Annotated in this window: 16 protein-coding genes and 1 tRNA gene; 7 read left to right on the forward strand and 10 right to left on the reverse strand. The window is 68.0% G+C overall.

The features are described from left to right. Nucleotides 1-121: 121 nt before the first annotated feature. A complete protein-coding gene (locus ACIBI9_RS09770; RefSeq protein WP_397221534.1) occupies nt 122-952 on the reverse strand; it encodes a DUF3800 domain-containing protein in 831 nt (276 codons plus the stop codon). Between the two features lie 1,436 nt (nt 953-2,388). Here ACIBI9_RS09770 and ACIBI9_RS09775 point away from each other — a divergent pair. The 3 genes from ACIBI9_RS09775 to ACIBI9_RS09785 all read left to right on the forward strand — a co-directional run bounded on the left by ACIBI9_RS09775 (nt 2,389) and on the right by ACIBI9_RS09785 (nt 4,761). Continuing rightward, nucleotides 2,389-3,165: a hypothetical protein gene (locus ACIBI9_RS09775; protein WP_397221535.1), complete on the forward strand. Its 777-nt coding sequence runs from the start codon at nt 2,389-2,391 to the stop codon at nt 3,163-3,165. Between the two features lie 67 nt (nt 3,166-3,232). Further along, a tRNA-Val gene (locus ACIBI9_RS09780) sits at nt 3,233-3,314 on the forward strand. 349 nt (nt 3,315-3,663) lie between these two features. Beyond that, nucleotides 3,664-4,761, forward strand: a complete 1,098-nt coding sequence (locus tag ACIBI9_RS09785; RefSeq protein WP_397221536.1) for an aromatic acid exporter family protein — start codon at nt 3,664-3,666, stop codon at nt 4,759-4,761. 7 nt (nt 4,762-4,768) lie between these two features. On the opposite strand, the gene ACIBI9_RS09790 is transcribed toward ACIBI9_RS09785, so the two are convergent. After that, nucleotides 4,769-5,305: a LuxR C-terminal-related transcriptional regulator gene (locus ACIBI9_RS09790; RefSeq protein WP_397221537.1), complete on the reverse strand. Its 537-nt coding sequence runs from the start codon at nt 5,303-5,305 to the stop codon at nt 4,769-4,771. Between the two features lie 383 nt (nt 5,306-5,688). After that, nucleotides 5,689-6,594, reverse strand: a complete 906-nt coding sequence (locus tag ACIBI9_RS09795) for a TIGR03621 family F420-dependent LLM class oxidoreductase (RefSeq protein WP_397221538.1) — start codon at nt 6,592-6,594, stop codon at nt 5,689-5,691. Nucleotides 6,595-6,739: 145 nt separating this feature from the next. On the opposite strand from ACIBI9_RS09795, the gene ACIBI9_RS09800 reads away from it, so the two are divergent. Together ACIBI9_RS09800 and ACIBI9_RS09805 are read left to right on the forward strand one after the other, a co-directional pair. Further along, on the forward strand, nt 6,740-7,387 hold the full coding sequence (locus ACIBI9_RS09800) for a hypothetical protein (RefSeq protein ID WP_397221539.1): 648 nt from the start codon (nt 6,740-6,742) through the stop codon (nt 7,385-7,387). 164 nt (nt 7,388-7,551) lie between these two features. Next, nucleotides 7,552-8,520 carry an endonuclease/exonuclease/phosphatase family protein gene (locus ACIBI9_RS09805; protein ID WP_397221541.1) on the forward strand — a complete coding sequence of 323 codons (969 nt, stop codon included), beginning with the start codon at nt 7,552-7,554 and terminating at the stop codon, nt 8,518-8,520. A gap of 180 nt (nt 8,521-8,700) precedes the next feature. On the opposite strand, the gene ACIBI9_RS09810 is transcribed toward ACIBI9_RS09805, so the two are convergent. After that, nucleotides 8,701-9,426: a LysR family substrate-binding domain-containing protein gene (locus ACIBI9_RS09810; RefSeq protein WP_397221542.1), complete on the reverse strand. Its 726-nt coding sequence runs from the start codon at nt 9,424-9,426 to the stop codon at nt 8,701-8,703. A gap of 55 nt (nt 9,427-9,481) precedes the next feature. On the opposite strand from ACIBI9_RS09810, the gene ACIBI9_RS09815 reads away from it, so the two are divergent. Further along, nucleotides 9,482-9,862, forward strand: a complete 381-nt coding sequence (locus ACIBI9_RS09815; protein WP_397221543.1) for a DUF5997 family protein — start codon at nt 9,482-9,484, stop codon at nt 9,860-9,862. Nucleotides 9,863-10,517: 655 nt separating this feature from the next. On the opposite strand, the gene ACIBI9_RS09820 is transcribed toward ACIBI9_RS09815, so the two are convergent. Continuing rightward, on the reverse strand, nt 10,518-11,120 hold the full coding sequence (locus tag ACIBI9_RS09820; protein ID WP_397221544.1) for a hypothetical protein: 603 nt from the start codon (nt 11,118-11,120) through the stop codon (nt 10,518-10,520). A gap of 226 nt (nt 11,121-11,346) precedes the next feature. Between ACIBI9_RS09820 and ACIBI9_RS09825 the strand changes: the two genes are divergently transcribed. Further along, nucleotides 11,347-11,604: a hypothetical protein gene (locus ACIBI9_RS09825; protein ID WP_397221545.1), complete on the forward strand. Its 258-nt coding sequence runs from the start codon at nt 11,347-11,349 to the stop codon at nt 11,602-11,604. Here the strand turns inward: ACIBI9_RS09825 and ACIBI9_RS09830 are convergent. The 5 genes from ACIBI9_RS09830 to ACIBI9_RS09850 all read right to left on the reverse strand — a co-directional run bounded on the left by ACIBI9_RS09830 (nt 11,576) and on the right by ACIBI9_RS09850 (nt 18,878). Then, complete coding sequence (locus ACIBI9_RS09830; protein ID WP_397221546.1) at nt 11,576-14,629, reverse strand: hypothetical protein; 3,054 nt, start codon at nt 14,627-14,629, stop codon at nt 11,576-11,578. The two genes, ACIBI9_RS09825 and ACIBI9_RS09830, sit on opposite strands and share 29 nt — an antisense overlap. A gap of 100 nt (nt 14,630-14,729) precedes the next feature. Beyond that, a complete protein-coding gene (locus ACIBI9_RS09835; RefSeq protein ID WP_397221547.1) occupies nt 14,730-15,728 on the reverse strand; it encodes a hydroxyacid dehydrogenase in 999 nt (332 codons plus the stop codon). Further along, nucleotides 15,725-16,642 (reverse strand): carbohydrate ABC transporter permease, encoded by a 918-nt coding sequence (locus ACIBI9_RS09840; protein ID WP_397221548.1) that lies wholly within the window; start codon nt 16,640-16,642, stop codon nt 15,725-15,727. Before ACIBI9_RS09840 ends, ACIBI9_RS09835 begins: the two co-directional genes overlap by 4 nt. Then, nucleotides 16,639-17,535, reverse strand: a complete 897-nt coding sequence (locus tag ACIBI9_RS09845) for a carbohydrate ABC transporter permease (RefSeq protein ID WP_397221549.1) — start codon at nt 17,533-17,535, stop codon at nt 16,639-16,641. Before ACIBI9_RS09845 ends, ACIBI9_RS09840 begins: the two co-directional genes overlap by 4 nt. Nucleotides 17,536-17,564: 29 nt before the next feature. Continuing rightward, nucleotides 17,565-18,878 (reverse strand): ABC transporter substrate-binding protein, encoded by a 1,314-nt coding sequence (locus tag ACIBI9_RS09850; protein WP_397221550.1) that lies wholly within the window; start codon nt 18,876-18,878, stop codon nt 17,565-17,567. Nucleotides 18,879-18,883: the final 5 nt, after the last annotated feature.

The raw sequence follows: 18,883 nt of genomic DNA on the forward strand, positions 1-18,883 counted from the left end.
CTGGCTCAGAGTTTCTTTACTGGTTCAAGGCGATCCGCCTCCGGCGGCTCGCGGCGCGTCGGCGGTCTGCTGGCCCGGCATGCGGCCTGGGGGCCGGTCCGGGCCAGCACCGCCGGCGCCATTAAGGTCCGAAGAGCCGGGAGCCTGGCTTCTTGGACACGGGATCGCTGACGACGAGACCTCCCCGCCACTTCCCCGTCTCGTCACGGTAGCGATATTGCAGACTTCGGAGTCGAGCACCGAAGTCAGCTTGCACGTTAGCGTAGAGTCCTGACGAATGAGGGTTTCCAGGCCGCCGAGGGCAATATGCCCATGCCGCCATAGGGAATACTAGGGTAGTTGCAAGTAGATCAGCGATCTGGAGCCCAGCGTGGTTCTCGCTGGCGGAGAACAGCGGTACTTCGCCGAGAGGCGAGTAGGGGTCACCGCCGGTTCTCCATTTCTGGGTAAAGATCGAATGTGCAACGCCGAGGTTAGTCCCGTGATCCCTGCCATCGGCAATCAAGACCCCCAAGGCACCTCGGGATGTAAGGTATTCACTGAAATGAAGGGCTATGTCTTGAACGGCATAGCTGTAGCTAGCTGCCGGATTGAGTCCTTTGCCGGCTTCCTTGATCCACACTCGACCTACAATCCGACAGTCGTGTGCTTCTACAAGATCCAATAAGTCTTGACGGAATCGATGTGCCTTGCGCCGCTGGTTCCGCGAAGGCTTCCGGGTCATCTGTAAGATCTCGCTGCCCTTGATCTCTTCGAGGATGTGATCAAGGGCATGCCCGCTGGCGAACCTTCCCGGGAAGTGATTGCGCTTCAGGGCGAGGAAATCTCTAGTCAGCGAGGGGATCGAAGCGCTGTTGACGATCAGCCCCAGAAGCACCATAACCGGGGTAGCCGTCGAGCTCATGTCGGGGGACTCACAGCCACCCGACTCATCGAGGTAGCAGAGCTGCACTAGGTCAAGATAGCGCTAAGGCCGCCCGTGGGCGGCCTTAGGATGTGGTGTTCGGGTTGGCCCCTAGGCACCGGTAGAAAGTTTCTAAGTGCATGTAAGCACAACTACACGTCCGAAAGCAAATGGGCCGTCAGCTCGCGCTGGTGGGGCGAGTTGTTGCGGTGTCCACTAGGATCGCTACCCAGAGGGCAAGTCGCGCAGCGATAGCGATCCTAGTGGACACCGCGTGCGGCAGCGATGTACATCCTCGTCCGCGGTATCGCCGTTCCCCTCGGGCCCCACTGCTTCGCGGCCCTCAGATGCGTCGGCTTGGGCCGGCCGCTCCGTCCGCTTGAGAGGAGGCGACTCTTCAAACTTCGTGCCTCCGGCGGGAGCGCTCCGACACCGAGGTGATCACCTCGCACACCATCGACTCAGGCAAGCCCAGCAGCCCGACTCCTCCGCATCAAGCGCGGCTCTGACCGCAGGACAACGCATGACCGAGGAACGGCGACCGGCGAACGTACACGCGAAGCCGAGCTTGACACTCCGTCCCCGGCCCGCTGCCGCTACGCGGTGAGTCGACGGCGTACGAGGTGAGTACGAAACTGCCCCCGGCCGGAACACGGTTGAGCGGCTATCGCGAGGAGGGGAGAGGGGACGCGGAATGCACCGCCCCCTCGTCCGCGGGCTGTTCGGCCAGATGGACGCAGGCCGGGCAGGCGCGCGTAGCTGTGGGGAGGAAAGGCAAGCACCAGCCGAGGGTCGGCAGCGGGCGCACTGCCTCGCCGCACAAGCTGACCTTCTGTTTGGCCCGTACGGCATGCTGTACGGCGTTCCTCTCGTGGTTGGACAGGCCGAGCCGGTAGTCGCATGCTGGCTTCACCGGTCCTGCCGGATCGTCGTGTACGAGTAGGTCATCCCAGTGGAATGGCCAGCGCTGCACCCCGCCGGGCAACTCGTGCGACTGTCCGTCGAGTTTGAGCAAGCCCAGGTTGCCGTAACGCAGCACAGCTACCACGGTCCCGCGACGGCCGAGCAGCGCTGAGGCCCACGCTCGTGTCTGCGCTGGGCTGTGGAGCAGGCCCACGATCTCGGCATGACAGCCGATTCGGGACGAAGGGACGCTCACTGCGCCTGCTCCGCTGCTTCCTGCTCCTTCAACCGCTCGGCCAGTTGAGCGACGTCATCCGCGTCGATCGTCTGGCAGAGACCGTGATCTATCTCGTGCTGGGATAGACGTCGGCCGTTTCGAGTCGCCCAGAGACGCCCCACAGAACTACGCCAAATACACCAACCGGGAAAAGCCGCTTGGAGATCTCCGAGAATTACCGGGGTTGACATGGGATCAGCGTGCTTACCTTTGCGTGACGAACCCACCGCGTTATAGAGACGTCCAGGACGTTATGGCGTTACGCTCAAAAGCGTCCCTGACATCCTCTGTCCCGAGGTGCACCGTGGCCAACGTCGCCCTACGCAGCGCCATGCTGAACGCCAAGGTCACGAACCAGAACCTGGCCGACCGGTGTGGCGTGGACGTCAAGACGGTGGAACGCTGGCTGCAGGACGAGGCTCGCGTCCCGCACCTGCGGCACCAGTGGGCCGCCGCAGAGGCACTAGGAGTTGAGACAGCCGTGCTATGGCCAGACGCAATTCGCAATACGGTAAAAACAGGTCCGGACAAGGAAGTCTTGACCGTTTACCCGTATCGCTCCGCGTGCCCGAAATCAATCTGGCGCAACCTCATCAACGCGGCGCGCAACGAGATCGTGTTCGCCGGTTACACGAACTACTTCCTGTGGCTGGAACACCCGAACCTGGCAAAGGCCCTCAAGCGGAAAGCGCAACAGGGCTGCAAGATCCGGTTCCTCGTCGGCGACCCGGAGAGCGAGGTCACCCACCGTCGGGAGGAAATGGAGAACGTCCCGCTGACCGTGTCCACGCGCATCCGGATCACACTGGCGGAGATCGAGCAACTACGCGACGTCCCCGGCGTCGAGGCCCGGTACGGCGACGAGCACATCGCCATGAGCGTGTTTCGGTTTGACTCGGAGATGCTGGTCACCCCTCACCTGGCCAAGCTGGTGGGACACGACTCGCCGATGCTGCACCTGCGTCGGTATCAGGACGACGGCCTGTTCGACCGGTTCGCGTACCACGCCTCCGAGCTGTGGAGCAACGGCCGTGACGTATGGCAGCAACCGCAGCCCACGGGCCAAATGCTGGGTGACTAACTGAGTGACAATCGCCCCGGACGACCCCGGACTCCAGAGGACCGTACGGAACCGCAACCCCAGGTAGGGGCGGGCATCAGCCAAGATCCCGCCCCCTCCTGATGTGCCTTACAAGCGAGGGGTCACTGGTTCGAACCCAGTACCGCCCACCTGCGTAAGCACCCTGTCTTCGATCTTAAACGGCGTCCGGGTGACCGACTCCCGAAGATCTTTTCCATCGCCGCAGCTCCTTGCGCCGAAAGGCTCTCCGCCAGATACGGGGAACGGCGCTCAGATCCTCCGTGGAATCAACCACCGGATGGAATCGGCCGATCCGTCTCCGGTAGCCACGACCGATCCCATCGCCGAACGCACACATCCCGTGCCGCCATGTGGGGAGTATGTCCACCTGTGGGCGATAAATGGAGACATTTAGCCGCATCGGCCGGGCGACAGGTCGCCTATGTCCGTGCGCAGCTCGCAGGGCTGGCCAAGCCGGATTCGCACCAGCGGCTACAGGTGCGGCAGATCGCCAAGGCCACCCTGGCGGCGGTGCTGGCCTGGCTGGTGGCCAGCAGGCTGTCGCTGTCGCAGGCGACTTGGATCGCACCGGCCACCGCGGTGATCATGGTGCATGCCACCGTCTATCAGACGCTGACCAACGGACTGCGCCGCGTCGCGGCCGTGGCCGCCGGGGTCATCCTGGCCGGCGCCGTCGGATATGTGATGGGCCTGGGCGTGCTGAGCCTGATCCTCATCGTGCCGCCCGCGCTGCTGGCCGCGCGCTGGCACCGGATGGGGCGTCACGGCAGCGACGTCGCCACCACCGCCGTGCTCATGCTGTCCTTCGGCGCCGCCTCCGAGGAGGGCTATCTGCTGGGCTACGTCGTGGCCACCGCCATCGGCGCGCTGAGCGGGATGAGCGTGAACCTGCTGCTGTGGCCGCCACTGTATCGCGACCGTCCCGTCCTGGCGGTGCGCCGCCTCGGCCGCGAGACCGCCGCCCTGCTCGGTGCCATGGCCGAGGGGCTGCGCGACGGCTGGAATCTGTCCGAGCTGCCGGAATGGGAACGCCAGGCCGTACGCCTGGACGAGCATCTGGCCGCGGCCACCACCGCAGTGGCTGACAGAGCCGAGAGCCGCCGCTACAACCTGCGCCTTCGCCTGCATCCCGGATCCGGCACCGCCGACCCGAGCCCGGTGCTGCAGCTGCTGACGTCGGCGGCGGCGCACGTGCACGCCATCGTGCACGCCCTGTCCTACCTCGACCACCCCGCCGCTCCCGGTTCCGGCCCGGGGTCCCCTCCCGGGCAGCCGGCCGACGTCAGCGACGACTACGCCCGCGACTACGCCGACCTGCTCGACCTGCTGGCCGAGGCGCTGGCCAGCAGGGTACGCCGCGGCGACCCCGCCCGTACGCATGAACTGATCGGCCGCGCCCAAGCCCATGCCGTCCGCATCCATGAGCGCATGACCAGCGAGATCCGCCACGGCCAGATCGAGCATCCCGGCGGCTGGGCGCTCAGCGGCAGCCTGCTCACCGACGCCGACCGCATCCTGGCCATCCTCTCCGACAGCCAGGACACTTTGCCCGGCTACGACCGAACAAGGCCGTAAGGCGCGATCAGTCGAGCAGCCGCCCGCCTTCTCCCAGGTCGAGCGTGGCCGGCTCGGCCCGCGACGCCACCCCGAGCTTCGGATACGCCTTGTACAGGTGGTAACCGATGGTCCGCGGGCTGAGGAAGAGTTGTGCGGCGATGTCTCTGTTGCTCCTACCCCTGGCCGCCATCCGGATGATCTGCAGTTCCTGGGGCGTGAGCCGGTCCAGCGCTCCCGCGGGAACGTGTCCCTCCATGATCTGGCGTTCCCCCGCGGCACGCAGCTCCGCGCGGGCACGGTCGGTCCACGGACGCGAGCCCAGTCGTTCGAAGATCTCCATGGCGGACCGCAACTGGCGGCAGGCGTCCGCGCGCCGGCGCAGCCGTCGTAGCCACTCGCCATAGAGCAGTTCCGTACGGGCCCGCTCGAACAACCGGCCGCCCCGCAGGTGCAGCCGAAGCGCCTGTTCGAAATACCGCTCGGCCTCCTCGTCCGAGGCCAGCAGCGCCTGGCAGCGCAGCGCCACCGCGCCGGCCCAGGGCATGGGGTCTGCGCGGTCCACATCCGCACCCGTTCGGACGCCGCCGTCGCGAAGTCGTGGCGGCCGGCCCGCACCGCCGCCTCGACCAGGTCCGGCATACGGTGCATGACCATCACGGTACGTGCGGCGGGCCCGAAGGCGCCGAACTCCTCGGCCCGGTGCAGAGCCGCCTCCGGCCGTCCCAAGGCGAGGTCGAGCAGGTTGAGCGAGACGCATCGCATGCCTCCCGTGGCGGCGTCGCGAACGCCGGCGATCTCCTCCGCCGGCGCCAGGCAGCGCTCTTCGTCGCCCTCGATCGCGGCCAGGTAGGTCATGACTCCGGTCAGCAGAGCCGCGTAGTGCCCCTGGTCGGTGTCGCGCGATGCGCAGTCCTTCCTTGGCGCCGGCCAGGGCCACTGGTTGGCTTACACCGGTGATCGGAGCAGCTCCATGACCTGCCCCATCGCGTCCATGCCGCCCTCCAGGACGGTGATGTAGCCGAACCCGAGCCGCTCGCGGTTCTTGCGCAGCTTGTCGCCGATCTGCCGGGTCGTGCCGACCAGCAGGCTCGGCGCTTCGGCCCGTTCCTCGATGCTCAGGTGGGGCGCGAAGGGGGCCGCCTTCTCCAGCGCCGCCCCGCTGTCGTTCGTGATGACGACGGTGGGAACGGTGCTGTTGAACTCCACCTCTCCGACCCGGTCGCCCAGCGCGGCCCGGACGAAGTCCACCCGTTCGGCCATGGACTCGGCGGACGCGAACGCCGGCAGGCCGCCGTCTTCGTGCCTGGAGGTGCTGGCTCCGCTGAAGCCGATGATGTCGGCTTCGCGCGCCGCGTACCGCAGCAGCCGGTCTCCTCGCCCGGCGATCATGAGGGGCGGCCCCGGTCGTTGCGCCGGGCGCGGCAGCACGTCGGGGTCGGCGAACAGTCTGCGCAGCTCCGACACCATGCGCTGGAGGCCGTCGACGCGCTCGCCGCCGCTTCCGTACGGGAGTCCGGCCGCCTCGAATTCGCGCCTGGCGTGGCCGGCGCCCAGCCCCAGCTCCAGTCGCCCGTCGATGAACAGGTCAGTGCTGGCGATGTCGCGGGCGGCCAGGGCGGGCCGGTAGAAGTTGGCGTTGAGCATGTGGGTGCCGAGCCGTACCCGCTCGGTGGCCTCGGCGGCCAGCACGATGGCGGGGAACGGGGCGGGCATGCCCAGGTGGTCGGCGACCGCGATGGTGTCGTAGCCCAGCGATTCGGCCTTCTTGCACTTCTCCACCCATTCGCGGCGGGTCGAGGGGACATGCAGTGCGACGCCGAAACGGAACGCGTACATGGACTGGCCCTTCATTGAAAGTCCTCACTCGGAGACTTGAATGTCATCACGTGAGGATATAATTTGAGCGGCGAGGAGGAAAGACGCGGCGGACAGGTCGTCGGCCCGGCTCCTCAGCTTTGGGGACGCGATCCGCTTCACTCACCAGGAGGGAAATCCCATGGTCGATCTTCCGAGTGGACCGCTGGCCGAGGTGGACCTCGAATTCCAGAAGATGGCGCTGGAGACCGGCGGGCTCACGTTCGAGCTGGCGGGGACCACCGTGCGGGAGAAGCTGCTGCAGGCCACCGCGCACGACATCTGCCGCGGCCATCTCGGGCTGGCCTTCACGATGCACATCACGGCCCTGAACATGCACGGCGTCCCCTACGCCGACATGCTCGCCCTGATCAGGTTCGTCGCCCCCTACGCCGGCTATCCGGCGGCGGCCGACGCGCTGGGCCGGGTGGCTCAGGTCGCCGCCGAACTGGGTCTGGACACCACCCCCGGGCCGAGCCGGGTGGCCGAACGTTCACCCGGCGTCGCCTGGCCGGTGAGCGATCCGTGGTTGGCCGAGTTCCTGGCCTCGCGTACCGGACGGGCCTGGTCGGAGGAGCGGCTGAGCCTTCGCGAGCGCGCGTTCGTCGCGCTGACCACGCACGTCGCCCGGAGCTCTTTCGGAGAGTCGTTCCACCGGCACGTCGCGCTGGCCCTGCGGGTCGCCGGCCAGGACGACGTCCGCGACGCCGTACGGTTCACCGCCGAACTGAGCGTCACCGACGCGGCCGCCGCGCTGGCGGCACTGGAGCAGGTGCTGACGGCGGCGTGATCTTCGGGTCGGTCTTCTACATTCCCAACTGGTCACTTGACTGATTCGGCAAGAAGGCACGGGTCCATAAATCTGATCCCACGTGGCGGCGGGGACAGTTGCCGCCCGCACCGGCAAAGGCGCTCTGCCGATGCCGAACACAACCCAGATTGGAGTCACGTCAGATGCGCATGCTCCCCCGATTATTGGTTGCCGTGGTGGCCTTCGGTGCGATGTTGCTGCCCGGAGGCGTGGCCCGCGCCGCCGATCCGGTGGTCGAGACCTTCAACGTATGGCAGTGGAATGTGGCCGGCTGGACGATGAATCAGGGGTCCGCGACCACCGGCATGGTGGCGGCCGCGGCCGCGTCCATCGTGAACCAGAACGCGGATTTCGCGTCGCTCAACGAAATCTGCTGGGATCAGTACAAAGCGCTACAGGCGAGGCTGGACCAGGCCGGCTGGCCCGAAGGCACCAGCTACTCCCGCTTCGCGGCCGTCCGGAACGCGGAACCCAACACGAGTGCGGCCTGCGGCGGCGAGCCGTTCGGCATCGCCCTCTTCAGCCGGCAACAGCTGGGAACCTCCAGCCAATACGCGCTGCCGGTCGACGGGAATGGCGGGGTGCACAAGCTCCTTTGTACGCCGCTGGCGGCCCGGCCGCATCTGCGGTTCTGCAGCACGCACATCACAGGTTCCAACGAGTACATCGGCGGAACCAGGATAAACGTGCAGCAACTGGCGGCGGTGCTGGGTCACCTCCAGGACTTTTACGCCAATGGGGACACCGTCCTCATCGGCGGCGACTTCAATGCCCGGCCACATTTCGGCCGGCTCGACAACTGGTACTCGCCCAGCCTCGACGTGCCGAACAACATCGCCAACACCGGCGAGCACCGGGAGCTTGACGACCTGGAACCCAGTTGCCCGGGCGTCGGCGAGACCACTGTCGGCGAGATCAACGGCAAGGGAGAGGCGATCGATCCCGAACCGCCATGCGACCAGCGTCCCAAGATAGATCTGCTCTTCGTCCGGGAGAGCGCGATCGTCGGCCCGTACACCGGTGATTCGCTGGAGATCAGCACCAATTGCGGCGGCCCGTGTTCCGACCATCGCATAACGACCGGCACGGTCTCGGTCCGGATCCAGGTATGACCGCGGTGCCAGCTGGCTGCACCGATAGACGTTGAGGAGGGGCGGTACCTGAGATGCGCGTAAATGCCTTCCTGGCCATCTCGGTGCTGCCCCTGATCGACACTCTGGTCACTTTCGCGATGTCCGGGGAGGCGGAGACGGTGTCGAAATCCGGATCGGCTTTCTCGTGACTGATGCAGGTCACCGGGGCCGGTTGCCCTTCCTTTTACGGCCGGCCGGCACGGCCCGGCGGCTGGAGCCGTTCTTTGCGGGTTTCTGTGTCTGTCGCCGTGCCGGTTTCTCCGCAGGGGCGGCGGTAGTACGGCCGCGCGAGCTGTTCACCGTCCGGCCGCGGACGATGCCGATGAAATCCTCCACCAGGTCGGTGGTCGCGTCCGTGGGCCAGGCCAGCGCCACCTGAGACTGCGGCGCGTCCGACACCGGCCGGTAAGTGAGATCCTTGCGGTGGTGGAGGCGTGCCAGCGACTGCGGGACCACGAGAAGCCCGGCGCCGGCCGCTACCAGCTCGACCGCTTCCGCCGTTGTGGCCGGGCGGGTGAACGCGGGCAGCCCGGGCCGGACCGGCCACTCGATGGTGTCGTCCAGAGGATGGAGCACCTCGTCGTCGGCCAGGTCGGCGATGGTCACCTCGTCGGCGGCGGCCACCGCGTGGTCCTTGGGCACCACGACCACCGTGGTCTCCACGTAAAGCGGAATCGCGCTGAGCCCGTCCCGGTCGACCGGCAGCCTGACGAATCCGGCGTCGGCGCCGCCGTCCTTAAGGAGGCCCACCACCTCGGCGACGGGAACCATGACCGGGATGATCGGCACGCCGGGCATTCTCTCGGACCAGATGTTGACCCATTTCGCCGGTGTCACCCCAGGCACGTACGCCAGCCGGAACGCCTCGGTCTCCCCATCAGTCACTTCCTCAGGGTACCGATGTCATGGAAACCCGTTCCGACTGACTACCCTTGACGTCATGACCTCGTCCAAACCGAAGACCACCCAGACGATGAAGCCCGAGACCGCGGCCAAGAAGCTGGGTGTCCTGCTCTCGGCCACTCCCGCCGAGTTCCAGGCGGGCGTCGTCTCCAGGGACGAGCTGAACGAGCTGCAGTCGAAGCCACCCGCCTGGCTCGCTGACCTTCGCCGCAACGGCCCGCACCCCAGGCAGGTCGTCGCCGCGAAGCTCGGGGTCTCCAATTCCGGCCTGCTCAGAGCCGGGATCACCGAACCGCTCACCACCGCCGAGATCGACGCGCTGAAGGCGGAGAACCCGGCGTGGCTGGAGCACGAGCGGTCCGTCCAGGCCGAGACCCGCAAAGAAGCACTCCGCCTCAAGCAACGGCAGGACGGCTGAGATCCTGCTCGTCTCCGGCCCGAGACAAGCCCGTCGAACCCAGAAAACCGACGAGCTGAGACTGAGACTGGGGCGACGCGGTTCGCGCCGGGCCAGGTGCGGCTGACCCGCGACGCGAGTCCCGTCTCCGGCCTGTGGAAACGGGACTCGGGCCATCAAGGTGCCATGTGCGCCATGCCAGAAGGTGCAGAGCCGAAGCACCCCGCCAGCCAGATGCCGCGCTGCTCAAATAACGGCTGACCTATAGGTTGGCAGGACGTTCGGTCGATGCCGTCGTCTGGCTCGTGGGCAGAGTGGAATTCCTTCCCAGCACACAGCGTCTCGCTGTAGGCGCCGTTCGCCCCTACGCCCGCCACATGGGCCTTGGCGTCTTCGGGGTGATCTCACTCCGGATGTTCCTGCCGCCGTAGGCGTGCGATGCGAATGCCCACGATCGCGGCCATTATCAGGAGCCCTGCAAGCTCGATGATCACGGCCGAACAGTAATGAGCACCGGCGTCCTTTCGCGTTGGACTTCAGGAATGATGCGCCGCTTACCTGCGGTGCATCGAACTCACAGACAGAGCCTCCGCCCGGCATGGCCGGATCGATGTGAATGATGCCGGGACCGATGGTCGCGAGCTGTGCTCGGCGACTGACCAGGAACTCCGGCGCCTCACATGAGCCGTGCTCGGCTGCCGAACGGGTTCCACTGGACGACGATGAGCCCGCCGAATTGATCGGCCAGCCGTCGGCGCAGGTCCTGGTCGAAGGCATCGGTCTCGAGGACGACCCGGTTGAGCTCCGCGCGGATCCCCATGCCAAGGGCGGCGGGTTCGCGAATCGGCCCGTCGCTCTCGGCCACCCGGGTCAGCGCCGCCTGGCTGTTCTCCACCGGCCGCACCTCCGGCGTGATCTCGTACGTGACCCGTTTCCCTTCGGACCAGTACGCACCCGAGATCACCGGGGAGGCCAGCGCACGTCCCCGCATCGTGACGTAGGGAGCGATGAGCCGGTACGACCCTCCGTGGGCGATGTAAGGGGGAGCGAGATCGTCCGGATAAGCCTCAGCCCTTAACCGGGCTATTTCCTGCGCCCGGTTGAACGGCTCGATCCCCTCGTACGACCTGACCAGCACGGGCGAAATGGCTTCGTAATACACCTCGACCGCATCATCCGTGGCGGGCTGGACGACCACCCGCCACTCACCTGGCAGAAACAGGGGCGCCGCCGTGACGACGTAGACGACGAAAAGCGCGAAGATCATCTTCAATCGCATGCGCGCCGAGTGTAAGCCAGATCGGGCAAAAGGCAGTGAGAGAAGGCGATCGCGCGCTTGCCGGGCACCGCCGTACCAAGGCGGCCGCTGACGCATCGTGGACGACAGACGTCTTCCGGTGGAATGCAGCAGGTGTCAGAGTATTGCTGTGGCTGAGCGATTCGATGACGTGCGCGGGCCCCGCCTAAAGGAGCACCCCCGCCCGACGCGGCCAATTTGGGTGAACTTGTTCTTCATTGTCTTTGGCCTGTTCGTCCTCACGACCCAAACCCTGGGGCTGCTCGCGGGCGGGCCCTGGGACCTGTTCGGCTGGAACCTGGGTTCATGGTCGTGGCTGGGGCGGCTCGTCGTGATCGTCGGCTGGGTCTTGCTCGTTCACCTGCATGTTCGAGATCTGCTGCGGAAGCGCCGAGGCGTCCACCCCGCACCGGAGGGCGGGGTGGACGTACCGGACGTTACGGGCGGATCTTCACCTGGCCGGTGAAGGTGCGGCCGTCGGTGAGGTGGCCGGTGACGGTCACGGCGACGGAACCGGTGTAGCCGGCCAGCGCCTTCGCGATGGCGGTGCCGTCCACCCGGAGTTCGCCGTGCGGGAGCGCCGTCGCACCGAGGTCGACGAGCTTGCCGTCGGCGACCGCGCTGACCGTACTCGGGAGGATCCCGGATGAGTCGCGCCGGGGCAGTTCCACGTTGAGCCGGTCCTTCCGGAGCGAGAGCCGGGCCTGCAGCGGGGAGCCGGTGGTCAGATACGGTGCCGGCGGCGGGGTCATCCCGGTGCCCAGGAAGAAGCCGGTGTGCGGGGGCTGGTTGTAGCCGACGTTCTGCCAGACGATCCCGGACTCGTAGACCGGGTCGTGCATGAGCGTCCGGAAGCGCTGATCGGTCGGGTACGGCGTGGCGTAGAGCCGCAGCGCCGTGGAGTCCTCGGTCCGGACGATCAGTTCCTCGCGCCAGTCGCCCAGGAAGTCGGCCTGGAGCGAGGGGTTGCCCTTGGTCGTGTTGTTGGAGTAGGCGCCGGTCGCGGTGAGCAGGTTGGCGGTGGTCTGCGTGGCCGGGTCCCACTTGCCGATGGTCGGCACCCCGGCCAGCTTGTCGGCGGAGTAGTCGTGGTCCAGGATCTCCCTGGACAGGTCGCCGTCCCACCAGATGGTGTTGCTGATCGCCGGGGTCTTCGTCGAGATGAGCTCGCCGGTGGCGGTGTGGAGGCCGGCCCCGGTGGAGGCCCAGGCCTCCTCGCCCGGGTGCGAGGGGTCGATGTCGCCGGTGAGGCCGCGCCCGGTGTCCTGGCCGGTCCTGACGCACCAGAGGATCTCGCCGCTGTCGGCGTCGTGCATCTCCAGGCCGCACGGCATGTCCGTGTGCTCGTGCACGCCGACGATCTCCAGGCCGGGGTGTGCCGGGTCGAGGTCGCCCAGGTGCATGGCGTCGCCGTGCTCGAGCTTGGTGGTGTAGAGCCCGGTGCCGTCGTCGTCCAGGGTCATGGCGCCGTAGGCGATCTCGTCCCTGCCGTCGCCGTCCACGTCGCCCACGGACAGGTTGTGGTTGCCCTGGCCGCCGTACCCGGGGTTGTCGGAGCTGGAGAAAGTCCAGCGCCTGGCCAGCTTGCCGCCCCGCCAGTCGTACGCCACCAGCATGGTCTTGGCGTAGTAGCCGCGGGTCATCACGATGCTGGGCAGCACGCCGTCGAGGTGGGCGGAGGCGGCCAGGAAACGGTCGGAACGGTTTCCGCCGCTGTCGCCCCAGTCGGCCACGTTGCCGCGGGCCGGCTCGTAGTCCACGGTGGCCAGCGCCGCGCCGGTGCGCCCGTCGAAGACGGTCAGGTACTCGGGCCCGCTCAGGATCCGCCCGCCGGTGGTGCGGTAGTCGGCGGCGGCGTCCCCGATCACGGTCCCGGCGCCGTCCACGGTCCCGTCCGCCGTCTTGACCACGAACTCGGCCCGCCCGTCCCCGTCGAAGTCGTCGACCAGGAACGGGCTGTAGTGCGCCCCGGCCCGGACGTTGCGGCCCAGGTTGATCCTCCAGAGCCTGGTCCCGTCCAGCTCGTACGCGTCGAAGACGGCCTCGCCGGTGTAGCCGCCCTGGGAGTTGTCCTTGGAGTTGGACGGGTCCCACTTGAGCACGATCTCGTACTGCCCGTCCCCGTCCAGGTCGGCGGCGGACGCGTCGTTCGCGCGGTAGTCGTAGCTGCCGCCGGCCGGGGTCACTCCCCCGGCCGGTTTGTCCAGCGGGAGGTCGAGGTACGGCGCCGCCCAGGGCCGCACGGACTCCGAGCGGCGGCCCGCCCGGCCGTCCAGCACCGCGGCGATGGAGTAGGTGCCGGTGCCGCTGTCCAGGTAGTTCGTCTTGTCGGTGGTGGTGAGGAGCTTCCCGTCCCGGTAGAGCTTGAAGCTCACCTCCGCCGGGTCGGTGCCGAGCATCCGCCAGCTCACCAGCGTCCCCTGCCCGGTCGGTACGGCGACCAGGCCACGGTCGAGCTTCGCCATCCGGCGCAGCGGATAGGCGGTCACCGGCGAGGTCACCGTGGCCGAGGAGGCCGACAACCCGCCCGTCCCCGCGGCCACCACCCGGTAGCCGTGCCGGTCGGTGGGCACGATCTCGTCGGTGTAGCCGGCCTCGGTCACGACGCCGACACGCTTGTCGTCCCGGTAGAGGTGGTAGAGGAGGGCGCCCTCGACCGGCCGCCAGCGCAGCGTGATCTTCTTGCTGGTGGCGGTGACCAGCTCCAGGCCCTCCGGCGCGGCCGGGGCCGCCTGCGTCGTGTCCTTGACGGTCACGGTGAGCGGCGCGCCCAAAGTGCCGCCGGGCACGGCGACCGCGTAGACGTAGGTCAGGCCCAGCTCAGGGGTGCTGTCGGTGAAGGCGGGCTCGGAGCCGCCGCCCAGCTTGGTCCACGGACCGGCGGTGCTCCCGGCCCGGTAGATCTCGTAGCCGGCGGTGCCGGTGGCGTTCCAGGCCAGCGTGACGCTCGGGGTGGCGCTCGCCTTGATCGCGGTGGCGGCCAGCCCGGTGGGCGCGGTGGCCGGCTCGACCCGGACCGCGTTCACCCGGCCGTCCCGGCCGAAGCCCAGGTTGAGCTGTCCGTCGGCGACCCGGGCGGTGCCGGTGTAGTCGCCGTACGCGCCGGTGCTCGCGGTGATGGTGCCGCGATCCTCGCCTTCCACGGCGAGCGTGGTGACGTTGGGGGCGATGGCGTCCCCGGAGATCACGGTGAGCTCGTACTCGCCGTTGGGCACGTCCACGGCGAAGCCGTACGAGCCGGAGACGGTGAAGTCACGCGTCACCGGGTCGGCGGTGCCGCGGTCGCGGAAGCCCACCGCCCGGTCCAGGCCGTAGCCGAGGTCGGCGGTGTAGAGGGTGGTGTGCGCGACGCGCGTGTAGCCCTCGGCCAACGGGCTGGACGTGGAACCGAAGTCGAACTTGAGTCCGGGGGCCGGGTCGAGGGGGGCGGCCACGGCGGGGGGCGCCGAGACGGTCAGCGTGACCGCCGCGGCGATGAGTGCAAGCCTCACGGGCGTACTCCTGCGGAGTGATCTTAGATTAGAACGTTTTTAGCCCCTCGGAAAGCGCTTGCCAAGGCTTTACTTTGCAGCCTGGATCGACTAAGGAGTGTCACGCCGAGCGGCCGATCGTGTCGGCGCGGACGGGGTGCGCGAACGGCAGGCCCAGTGTGTACCGTTCCAGCTCGTCGAGGGCCGAGTGGGCCAGGCGGCGCAGCTCGCCGCCCACCGAGCCGGCGACGTGCGGGGTGAGCAGGACGTTCGGGAGGTCGTAGAGCGGCGAGCCCGCCGGGAGGATCTCGGGCTCGGTGACGTCGAGGACGGCGTCGATCCGGCCCGAGACCAGTTCCTTGGTGAGCGCCTCCATGTCCACCAGCGAGCCGCGTGCGGTGTTGATGAGCGTGGCGCCGTCGCCGAGCAGTCCCAGGCGCCGCGCGTCCAGCAGGTGCCGGGTCTCCGGCAGCGCCGGGGCGTGCACGGAGATGACGTCGGAGGCGGCCAGCAGCTCGTCGAGGCCGACCAGCCGGGCGCCGAGCGCGGCCGCCGCGGTCTCGTCGAGGTACGGGTCGTTGATCAGGAGCTCGAGGTCGAACGGACGGAGCAGGTCGAGCACCCGGCGGCCGATGTGAGAGGCCCCGATGATCCCGACGGTCCTGCGGTAGTTGCCCAGCGAGGGGAAGTGCGCGGCCCAGTCGAGGGCCCGGCGCTGCGTCCGGTAGAGGTCGCGGATGCCGAGGACGCGTTTGCCGGCGAACAGGATCGCGGCGACGGTGTACTCGGCCACGGGGAGCGCGTTGGTGGCGGCGCCCGATGAGACGGTTATGCCGCGTTCCCAGCAGGCGTCGGTGATCAGGCTCTTGACCGTGCCCGCCACGTGGACGACGGCGCGCAGTCCGGGTGCCCGCCGCAGCACGGAAGCGTCGACGGGCGGGCAGCCCCAGCAGGTGACGAGGACCTCGGCCGCGGCCAGCTCCGGCACGTCCGCGAAGTCGCCGACGACCAGGCCGGGGTCGACGTCCACCAGCCGGGTGAGCCGGTCGAGCTCGTCCGGCCCGAACAGGTCGTCCTTGAATCGCGGCTCCATGACGAGCAGCGCGCGGGGAAGGGTCACTTGACGGCTCCAGCGGTCATGCCCGCCCTCCAGTACCGCTGCAGCACCACGAAGGCGATGACCAGCGGCACGACCGCCACCAGCGAACCGGTGATGGCGAGCAGGTAGTCCTCCGGATGGCCCTGGTTCAGCGACGTGGTCTGCCAGGTGTACAGACCCAGGTTGAGCGGGTACAGGTGTTGGTCGGTCAGCATCACGAGCGGCAGGAAGAAGCTGTTCCAGATGCCGGTGAACTGGAAGAGGAAGATGGTGACGAAGGCCGTGCGGAGCATCGGGAAGCCGATGCTGAGGAAGGTCCGCAGGTCACCGGCGCCATCGACGCGGGTCGCCTCGATCACCTCGTCGGGCACGTACGCGGCGCTGAACACCCGGGAGAGGTAGACCCCGAAGGGGAAGACCAGGCTCGGGAGGAAGACGCCCCAGAAGGTGTTCACGATGCCGGTCTTGGACGCCAGCAGGTAGATCGGCAGGGCCATCGCGCTGGCCGGCACGAGCACGCCTAGGAGGATCAGCCCGAAGATCTTCTCCTTGAACGGGAACGAGAGCTTGTCGAAGGCGTACCCCGCCGCCACGCACAGGGTCGTGGCGATGAGGGCGCCGCCCACGGCGTAGAGGGCGGTGTTGCCGAGCCACCGCAGGTAGATGCCGTCACCCGCGCTGAACAGGTGCGCCAGGTTGGCACCGAGGTCGAAGGTCCGTCCGAAGGCGAAGCCGCTGGTGCCGAACAGGTCACGCATGTTCTTCGTGGCCGCCATGAGCAGCCACAGCAGCGGCATCACCGTGTAGAGCACGGCGACGACGAGGACGCCGTTGACCGCCGCACGGGAGAGCAGGCGCGGCGCCGGGCGGGAGCCGGCCTTCCTGCGCCGCCTCGAGGCGGGAACCGGCGGCGCGGGCGTCACGGTGAGCGTCATGGCTGCGCCCTCCGTGCCGAGAACCGGGTCACGATGAAGGACAGGACCCCGCCGAGCAGGGCGATCAGGATCGAGGCGGACGCGGCCAGCCCGTAGTCGTGGTTGTCGAAGGCCGCGCGCATCGCGTACATGTTCGGGCTCCAGGCGCTGCCGATCTCGGTCGAAGCCCGGTAGATCACCTTCGGCTCGGTGAAGAGCTGCAGGGCGCCGATGACGGTGAAGAGCACGTTGAGCGCGATCGCCGGGCGGATGAGCGGAACCTTGATCCGCAGTGCGATCCGCAGCCCGCTCGCCCCGTCGACCGTCCCCGCCTCCAGGACGTCCCTCGGGACGGCCTGCAGGGCGGCGTAGAGGATGACCATGTTGTACCCGACCCACTCCCAGGTGGAGATGTTGACCACCGAGAAGATGGCGTGGTCGGCCGACAGGAAGCTCCACTTCACGCCGGCCGACTCGAGCACGTCGATCACCGGGCTGAGCCCGGGGGTGTACAGGTACACCCAGATGATCGCGGCGATGAGCCCCGGTACGGCGTGCGGCAGGAAGAGGCCGAGCTGGAAGAAGCGTTTCGCCCGGGCCATGGCCGAGTCGAGGAGCAGGGCGAGCAGGAGCGCGCCCCCGATCATCACCGGGATGTACAGCAGGACGTAGGTCGCGATGACCAGGAAACTGTCCCGGAACGCCGCGTCGCCGAGCGCTCGGGCGTAGTTGCCGAGGCCGACGAAGAAGGTCTCGACGCCGCCGAAGCCGAGGCCGGAGCTGCGCTCGGTGAACAGGCTGAGCCACGCCGCGTACACCAGCGGCGCGACGGAGAAGGCGAGGAACAGCAGGAGGAACGGGCCGACGAGCAGGGCGGCGGTGCGTCCCTGCCCCCGGGCCAGGCGGGTCGCCACGGCATCTCCTTGAAGGGGTGAAGTGGGCACTACTGGGCGACGCTCAGGCCGCGGTTCTTGAAGTCCGCCACGGCGGCCTGCTGGGCGCCGGTGAGCACGTCGGCCAGCTTCACCTCGCCGCCGGCGACCTTGCCGAGCGAGTCGGAGATCGCCGTGCCGGTCACGCCGGCGCTCGGCCCCCACGTCCAGCCGGCCGGGATCGACTCGTACGCCTTGGAGACGACGGAGAAGATGTCCTGGCCACCGTAGAAGTCGGTCTTGAAGGCGCTGGTGGCCGGCAGCAGGGCCGGCGCGGCCGGGAGCATGCTGCTGGTGCCGCTGGACAGCCAGGCCTTCATGCCCTCGGGATCCGTGGTGATCCACTTGATGAACTCGAGAGCCTGCTCAGGGTGCTTGGCGCCCTTGGGGACGGTGAAGGCCGAGCCGCCGAGCATCGCGGAGGCCGGCTGACCGTCCCAGCTCGGCACCGCCGCGATGGCCCACTTGCCCTTCTGGTCGGGAACGGTGGACTGCAGGGCGCCCGCGCACCAGTTCGCGCAGATGTAGGAGACGACCTGGCCCTTCTGCACCGCCTGGAAGAAGGCGTCGTCGCTCGTCGAGTTGTACGTGCCGACGAGCCCCTTCAGGACCAGGTCGTTCCAGTACGCGGCCATCTTCTTGGACGGCTCGTCGTCGATGGAGACCTTCCACGACTGGCCCTCGGTGCCGTACCACCGGCCGCCGGCCTGCCAGGAGAGCGCGGCCAGCACGCCGGCGTCGGCGGTCGCGAAGATCCCGCCGCGGGCCCTCGGGTCGGCCTTCTTCACCTCCGCGAGCAGCTTCGTGTAGTCGTCCCAGGTCTTCGGCAGCTCGAGCTTGTGCTTGTCGTAGAAGTCCTCGCGGTAGAAGAACACCAGCGGGGCGACGTCGCGGGGGATGCCCCAGGTCTTGCCTCCGAGGTTCACCAGCTGCTGGACCTGGGCGGGGAAGGTCTTGGCGACGACCGGGCCCGCGGTCTCGGTGAGGTCCTCCAGCTCGCCCTGGCTGACCACGTCAGGCAGCTGGTTGTACTCGACGATGGCCACGTCGGGAACGTTGCCGGCCTTCACCGAGCTGGCGAGCTTGGTGTAGTAGTCCCCGCCGCTCGGCACGTTCTCCCACTTGACCTGGAAGTCCTTATGGGTCTTGTTGAAGGCGGCGGTGACGACGTCGGATGCCTTGACGAAGGAGCGGAACGTGATGACGTCCGCCCCCGGCTTCGCGTCGGAGGCACCCGGATCCGTGCCCCCGCAGGCGGCCAGTGCCGACAGCGAGACGGCAGCGCCCGCGAGCAGGGCCGTGATCCGCAGGCATCTGGGCTTCATGTGCA

It is taken from the genome of Nonomuraea sp. NPDC050451 (genome assembly GCF_044458585.1).